Origin of the sequence: Aeromonas molluscorum 848 (genome assembly GCF_000388115.1) — a bacterium.
Lineage (GTDB): Bacteria > Pseudomonadota > Gammaproteobacteria > Enterobacterales > Aeromonadaceae > Aeromonas > Aeromonas molluscorum.
Window position 1 is genome coordinate 1 of record NZ_AQGQ01000202.1, and the last position, 6,567, is coordinate 6,567.

Sequence of the window (6,567 nt, forward strand, 5' to 3'; positions counted from 1 at the left end):
TACCGGTGCCCTGACCGGCGCCGCCAACGTGGCCTTGCTGCGCTTTGGGCCGGATGATGGCGGCAAGCGCGCCGCGCTCAGTGCCACCCTCTCCTTTACCCTGGGGTTGGCACTGGGCCCCATCTTCAGTGCCCTGGCGCTGCAACTAGGGATCTACCCAACCTTGCTGCCTTTCATGTTGATCATGCTGATGGCGCTGTGCGCCATGGTGGGGGTGACACTCTACTGGCCAGACAGGGCGCGGGAGGGGGCCCCGACACTGAGCGGCCAGCCTCTGCGTACCCTGCGCCAGGGATTGGCCGCGACCGGAGGGGCCTTCTTCTTGTGCGCCGGCGCCCTGTTCACCGCCTGGGTGGCGGCGGCCAGCTTGCTCGCCATTGGTCCGAATGTGGCTCGTGAGCTGTTGGGCATGACGGACCTGGGTCTGTTTGGCTATTTGGTGGCGGCCTATCTGCTGGTTTCGGGCCTCTGCCAGCTCTGGTGCCGCCGTCTGGATGCACGGCACACCCTGCTAAGCGGTTGCCTGGCCCTGGCACTCTGCCTGTTGCTGTTTCTGATGGCGGTCCATTGGCAGAGGCTGGGTCTGGCACTGTTCGGCTTTCTGGTGGCAGGTTACGCTCAGGGCGCCATTTTTGTGGGCAGCGCGACCCTGGTCAACCGCATCGCCCCCAGAGCCAGCCACGCCCGGCTTGTTTCGCTCTTTTATGTGATTGCCTATCTCGCCAACTGGGTACCTGTGCTGCTTGGCTGGGTGAGCGACCACGCAGGTGTGGGACGCGCGATGGACCTGCTCTGTCTGGGGGGAGCCCTTGCCAGTCTCTGGCTCGCCTGGCGCATCCAGGCCCGGGCCTTTCATCACGGCTGATCCGCACGCAGGTTTACCTCGATAAAGCCGAGATGGTGCATGAACTCGCGCAAGATAAGCAGCGTGGCGGCCACGTCCCTTCCGGCAGGCAGATCCCTGGCTGCCAGGGGATCGCCCTCCGCCATGGCGGCAAGCTGGGCAAAACTCTGCTCGATACGGGCAAGGGGCAGCCTGACTTGGCCGAACACGGGGCTGAGGGGACCCGGTGCGAGCTGCAAGGCCGAGCAGGGCGCCAGGTCGGCGGCCAGCGGCATGACGATATCTTCAACCCAGGCGATGGCTTGCTCCAACTCGAGGGGGCTGGGCGGCTCGCGTCGAAATTGGCCCAGCGTCTGGCCGGGTACCAGGGCCCGGTAACCCATGGCAAGGCGCAGGGGGGTCTGCTGCCCTTGCACCAGCCAGCTTTCCTGCTCGCCTATGGTCAGCAGGCAGAGACTCTCCTCACCCGTATCCTTTTGTCCGGCCTGTGACTGATCCATATTGCACTCTCCCTGATGATTGGGCTCATAACCCCCTATTGAGGCACAAGTTATGAAGGCTGCCTAGGACGGGGTCGCGCAGGCCGGACCACATCGGCGCTCTTTGTCATCATTGTTTAATAAAAGGTCGCCATCCTTTTGCCGGACGCCGCGAGTGGACAATGACGTAAGAGCTGATAACAAGGAAAGAGTAGATGAGCCGTTTTGACGAGATTGATAGCGCCAACCATCCCCGTGAACAAGAGCCCGAATTCAGTCAATTGATAGAGGCCGGGCTTAGCCGCAGGGGCTTTATCAAGGGCGTTGGCGCCGCCAGCATGGTGGCCTTCTTCGCCGCCAACCCGGTTGCCCGCGCCGTGGCGGCCGCGACCCAACCTTTGCTCGGCTTCCAGGGGGTGCCCGCCTCGGTTGCGGATACTGTGGTGGTGCCGCCCGGCTACAAGGCCGAGGTGCTGATCGCCTGGGGAGATGCCCTGTTCGCCGATGCCCCCGCCTTTGGCCAGGACAATGATGGCAAGGCCCAGGCCCGTCAGTTTGGTGACAACAATGACGGCATGAGCTTCTTCCCCCTGGGGAGGGATCGCGCCCTGCTCGCGGTCAACAATGAATACACCAACTATGAGTACCTGTTTGCCCATGGCGGCAAGCAGCTGACCGCCGCCGACGTGGCCAAGGCCCAGGCGGCCCACGGTGTCTCGCTAGTCGAGTTGATGCAGGCTGGCGGCAAGTGGCAAGCCAATCCCAAGGGCGTTCTCAATCGCCGCATCACCGCCAACACTCCCATGCTGCTGAGTGGCCCGGCGGCGGGTCATGCCCTGCTCAAAACCGAGGCGGATCCGCAAGGGCGCAGCGTACTTGGCACCTTCAACAACTGCTCCAACGGCCAGACTCCCTGGGGTACCTACCTCACCTGCGAGGAGAACTTCAACGGCTACTTTGGCAGCGAGGGCAAGCCGGCCCTGGACTCGCGCGCCGCGCGCTACGGCCTGGCCGCCGAGGATGCCGGTTTTGGCTGGCACCAGTTTGACGAACGCTTCGACCTTGCCAAGCACCCCCAGGAGCCCAATCGCTTCGGCTGGGTGGTGGAGATAGACCCCAAGGATCCTGCCTCGATCCCGAAGAAGCGCACTGCGCTGGGTCGCTTCAAGCATGAGAATGCCGCCTTCACCATCAACACGGATGGCCATGCAGTGGTCTATCTGGGCGATGACGAGCGTGGCGAGCATATCTATCGCTTCGTCTCCAAGCACAAAGTGGCGCCGGGTAATGATGCCGCCAATCGCGATCTGCTGGATGAAGGCACCCTCTATGTGGCGCGCTTCGATGCCAAGCAAGGGGAACTCAAGGGGACGGGGCAGTGGTTGCCGCTGGTGCACGGCCTGCATGGGTTGACCAAGGAGAACGGCTTCGCCGATCAGGGCGAGGTGCTCATCTTTGCTCGGGAGGCTGCGACCCGGCTTGGCGCCACTACCATGGATAGACCCGAGTGGGTGGCGGTACACCCCCATAGGGCAGAGGTCTACTGCACCCTGACCAATAACAAAAACAGGGGCATCAAGGATAACCAGCCCCTCGATGGCGCCAACCCGCGCGCCGAGAACCCTTACGGCCAGATCATCCGCTGGCGTCCGGCGGGTGGTGATCACCGCAGCGACAGCTTTGAATGGGATCTCTTCCTGCTGGCGGGCAATCCCCAGGTGAATAAAGAGGGGCTGATGGCGGGCAGCGCCAATATCAATCCGGACAACATGTTCAACAGCCCGGACGGCATTGGTTTCGATGAGGCGGGTCGACTCTGGATCCAGACCGATGGCGACTACTCCAACGAGAAGAAGTTTGCCGGCATGGGCAACAACCAGATGCTGTGTGCGGATCCGGTGAGCGGTGAGGTGCGCCGTTTCCTGACCGGCCCCATCGCCTGCGAGATAACCGGCCTTACCTTCAGCCCGGACTGGCGCACCCTGTTTGTCGGGGTGCAGCATCCAGGTGAAGAGCTGGCTCCCTCCCACTTCCCGGATGGTGGCCAGCATATTCCCCGCTCAGCCGTGCTGCGCATTACCCGCGATGACGGTGGCATCATAGGAGCCTGAGTCGGCGTGCTTATATAAGCCGAGATAATGCCAAAAAAGAGAAAGCCGCCCTCGGGCGGCTTTTTCGATGGCATAAGGCGAAGTCAGAATTCGTTGGAGAGCGCCTTGTAGCCTTTGACCAGATCGATATTGGTGTGGGCCACGTCTTCGGAGAATTCGGTGGCGTCTACCGTGACCCTGGGGATCTCGGCCAGATCGCTCTGCTGGTTGATGCGGGTGGTGGAGGGGACATAGAAGCCGGGTGGCAGATCACAACCATCGACCACCGAGTTGTGACGCACCACGCAGCCCTCGCCGATGCGGCAGTTGAACAGTACAGTATTGAAGCCGATGAAGACTTTGTTACCCACCTCGCAGGGGCCATGGACGATGGATCTGTGAGCGATGGAGCTGAACTCGCCTATGGTGACGGCGGCGCCGGACTTGGAGTGGATCACCACACCATCTTGAATATTGGAGTTGGCGCCAATGACGATGGGCTCCATCTCGCCATGCTCATCCACCTCGTCGGCACGGATCACCGCGTAGGGGCCGACGAAGACATTCTCCTTGATGATCACCTTGCCGCAGATGATGGCTGTTTTGTCGATATAGGCCGATTCGTCGATGACCGGCAGGTGGCCGGAGGGATTTTTGCGGATCATGTCGTATCCTGTTTTGGCTGTGGGAAAGTGAAGGGCGCGTCGCCAGCACGGCGCGAACGTGTCCCCGAGCTTACCCCCGCGACCGCTAGTGTGAAACCCCTCACTGGTCTGACCCTGCAGGGATGTCGGGCTTCAAATGGCTGTCAATTGGGGCAGTTTGTGGGACTATCGAGCTACCTATGCCCAGTTCGCCTCATCGCCATGATCGGACGACGGCAGATCGCTTTAAGGCAATAAGGAAGATGCCATGACACGGATACTGGGCCTGATCGCCCTCATTGGTCTGCTCGCCTTGCCTGCCGCCGTGCAGGGCAAGGGCCGCAGCGGCGACTTTGATTACTATGCCCTGACCCTCTCCTGGTCACCGGAGCATTGCGCCGCCAAGCCCTCGGATCGGGAGCAGTGCAGCCGCAAACTCGGCTTTGTACTGCATGGGCTCTGGCCGCAGTATCTGAAAGGCTATCCCTCCGATTGCAGCACAGAACGACTCGCAGGCGATGTGGAGCGCGACTTCCCCGGCCTCTACCCCAGCCGTTTCCTCTATCGCCATGAGTGGCAGAAACACGGCACCTGTTCCGGGCTGAGTCAGCCGGCATTTCACCAGCTAGCCGAGGACCTGCGCAACAAGGTGAAAATCCCCGCCGACTACCAATCCCCAGTGCAACCGCTGCGCAAAAGCAACTTCGAGCTCAAGGCGGACCTGGCCAGTGCCAATGAGTGGCTGGCCCCGGATACCATTACCCTTGCCTGCGCCGATGGCGGCCGCTTTCTGCGGGAGATCTATATCTGCATCAACAAGCCGGGCACCGAGTCCATGACCTGTCCGGATGAGATGGTGAGAAGAGAGCGTCGCTCCTGTGCCCAGCCAGATTTTCTGTTGCGCAATGTTCGCTAGTCGATCGGAACCTGTGAACGAAAGTGAGTGGCGGGGTGAACCTGTGGCTGTCGGGCTCGGTCAGACATCCTTGATTAGGCGTCCTACATAAACAAGAAGGGGAGTCAGTATGGGGTTCGATACCCGAGACAGCGCGTTGCTGTTTGCCATCAAGGGCGTGGGGCCGCCCCTGGTATCGCGTCTGGAGCAACTGGGCGTCTCATGTTTTGGGCAACTGGTGCAGGCTGGCAGCCAGGAGAGAGTCGGCTGATGGCCGGTATGTTGGGATCCCGCTGCAGACAAATAGTCCCCAGGCGCAGAGGGTTATCGAAGGCCCCCCGTTGGCTTGGTAGGAAGTGGGATCCCGGTAGTCGTGAGGCGCCTCAGGCATGAGAGAGACCTCTTCGTGCTGGCGTCCGGAGTCATGAAAGGAATTGAGAGGGCACTATGTTGCTGACTGAACTGCTGGGTATTCGCTTTCCCCTTATTCAAGCCCCGATGGCCGGTGTGCAGGACGGTACCCTGGCCATCGCCGTCGCCAATGCTGGCGGCTTGGGTTCACTGCCCGGCGCCATGTTGGATGAAACCGGACTGCGTGCTGAGCTGATCAAGATAAGCGCCGCCACCGCCTCCTCTTATAACGTCAACTTCTTCTGCCATCAGTCACTGCCAGCCAATACCCAGCAGGACGTGCAATGGCGTCAGGCACTGGCCCCCTATTATCAGGAACTGGGCTTGGCAGCGGATGCTATCACCGGTAGTGCCAGTCGAACGCCCTTCGGCGCCGCCCAGGCCGAAATCCTGGCCGAGTTTGCCCCGCCCGTGGTGAGTTTTCACTTCGGCCTGCCTGCTGAAAGGTTGATGGATCGAGTCAAGGCGCAGGGGAGCCGAATCCTGGCGAGTGCAACGACAGTGGCAGAGGCACGCTGGCTCGAGGCCAGGGGAGTGGATGCCATCATCGCACAGGGGTTGGAGGCGGGTGGACATCGCGGTCACTTCCTCTCGGAGGATCTCAGCTTGCAGCAGGGCACCTTCAGTCTGCTGCCACAGATAGTCGAAGCCGTCTCTTTGCCGGTGATTGCGGCCGGGGGCATTGCCGATGCCAAGGGGATCCGCGCCGCCATGACGCTTGGCGCCAGCGGCGTACAACTTGGGACGGCCTTTCTTTGTTGCCATGAGGCAACCACATCGGCCTTGCATCGCAGTGCCCTGCGCTCGGATGCTGGTTCCCATACCGCCTTGACTCGTCTGTTTAGCGGTCGTCCGGCGCGAGGGATCGTCAATCGTCTGATGAAGGAGCTGGGCCCTCTCAGTGAACTGGCGCCTCACTTCCCTTATGCCAGCTCTGCACTGGCCCCCCTGAGAGCGGCATCGGAACTGCTGGGGTTTGATGATTTTTCACCGCTCTGGGCTGGCCAGAATAGGACTGGTTGCCATGAGATGGCTGCCGCCGACTTGGTTTATCAGCTGTCGAGTGCCTTCAGGGACTAACTCATCTCGGCCTCAGCTCATTAAGCATGGACGGCGCTCGAGTCCGAATGGACGAAATAAGGGGAGGCAGAGGGAGGTAAGCAGGCTGAAAAGGGGTGCCTCTGTGGATAAGTTTGTATAAAAG

General features: G+C 61.2%; 7 protein-coding genes. 5 read left to right on the forward strand and 2 right to left on the reverse strand.

The window, feature by feature from the left end:
- Positions 1-865: MFS transporter (locus tag G113_RS18235; protein ID WP_005908354.1), on the forward strand; the 865-nt coding region annotated here is incomplete at its 5' end.
- On the opposite strand, the gene G113_RS18240 is transcribed toward G113_RS18235, so the two are convergent.
- Positions 856-1,344 (reverse strand): hypothetical protein, encoded by a 489-nt coding sequence (locus G113_RS18240; RefSeq protein WP_005908355.1) that lies wholly within the window; start codon positions 1,342-1,344, stop codon positions 856-858. The genes G113_RS18235 and G113_RS18240 overlap by 10 nt on opposite strands.
- A 194-nt stretch (positions 1,345-1,538) precedes the next feature.
- On the opposite strand from G113_RS18240, the gene G113_RS18245 reads away from it, so the two are divergent.
- Positions 1,539-3,434 carry a PhoX family protein gene (locus G113_RS18245; RefSeq protein ID WP_005908357.1) on the forward strand — a complete coding sequence of 632 codons (1,896 nt, stop codon included), beginning with the start codon at positions 1,539-1,541 and terminating at the stop codon, positions 3,432-3,434.
- An 83-nt stretch (positions 3,435-3,517) separates the two neighbouring features.
- Here G113_RS18245 and G113_RS18250 read toward each other — a convergent pair whose 3' ends face one another.
- Complete coding sequence (locus tag G113_RS18250) at positions 3,518-4,078, reverse strand: gamma carbonic anhydrase family protein (RefSeq protein ID WP_005908359.1); 561 nt, start codon at positions 4,076-4,078, stop codon at positions 3,518-3,520.
- 247 nt (positions 4,079-4,325) lie between these two features.
- Between G113_RS18250 and G113_RS18255 the strand changes: the two genes are divergently transcribed.
- The 3 genes from G113_RS18255 (at position 4,326) to G113_RS18260 (ending at position 6,443) form a co-directional block, all read left to right on the forward strand.
- A complete protein-coding gene (locus G113_RS18255; RefSeq protein ID WP_005908360.1) occupies positions 4,326-4,973 on the forward strand; it encodes a ribonuclease T2 family protein in 648 nt (215 codons plus the stop codon).
- A 109-nt stretch (positions 4,974-5,082) separates the two neighbouring features.
- A complete protein-coding gene (locus G113_RS21400; protein WP_161618924.1) occupies positions 5,083-5,223 on the forward strand; it encodes a hypothetical protein in 141 nt (46 codons plus the stop codon).
- Positions 5,224-5,399: 176 nt separating this feature from the next.
- Positions 5,400-6,443, forward strand: a complete 1,044-nt coding sequence (locus G113_RS18260) for an NAD(P)H-dependent flavin oxidoreductase (protein ID WP_005908361.1) — start codon at positions 5,400-5,402, stop codon at positions 6,441-6,443.
- The last annotated feature ends 124 nt before the right edge of the window (positions 6,444-6,567 follow it).

What these genes read in the sequence shown, in the direction of transcription:
- G113_RS18240 (WP_005908355.1), bottom strand. Translation starts at nt 1,344, where the DNA reads ATGGATCAGTCACAGGCCGGACAAAAGGATACGGGTGAGGAGAGTCTC.
- G113_RS18245 (WP_005908357.1), top strand. Translation starts at nt 1,539, where the DNA reads ATGAGCCGTTTTGACGAGATTGATAGCGCCAACCATCCCCGTGAACAA.
- G113_RS18250 (WP_005908359.1), bottom strand. Translation starts at nt 4,078, where the DNA reads ATGATCCGCAAAAATCCCTCCGGCCACCTGCCGGTCATCGACGAATCG.
- G113_RS18255 (WP_005908360.1), top strand. Translation starts at nt 4,326, where the DNA reads ATGACACGGATACTGGGCCTGATCGCCCTCATTGGTCTGCTCGCCTTG.
- G113_RS21400 (WP_161618924.1), top strand. Translation starts at nt 5,083, where the DNA reads ATGGGGTTCGATACCCGAGACAGCGCGTTGCTGTTTGCCATCAAGGGC.
- G113_RS18260 (WP_005908361.1), top strand. Translation starts at nt 5,400, where the DNA reads ATGTTGCTGACTGAACTGCTGGGTATTCGCTTTCCCCTTATTCAAGCC.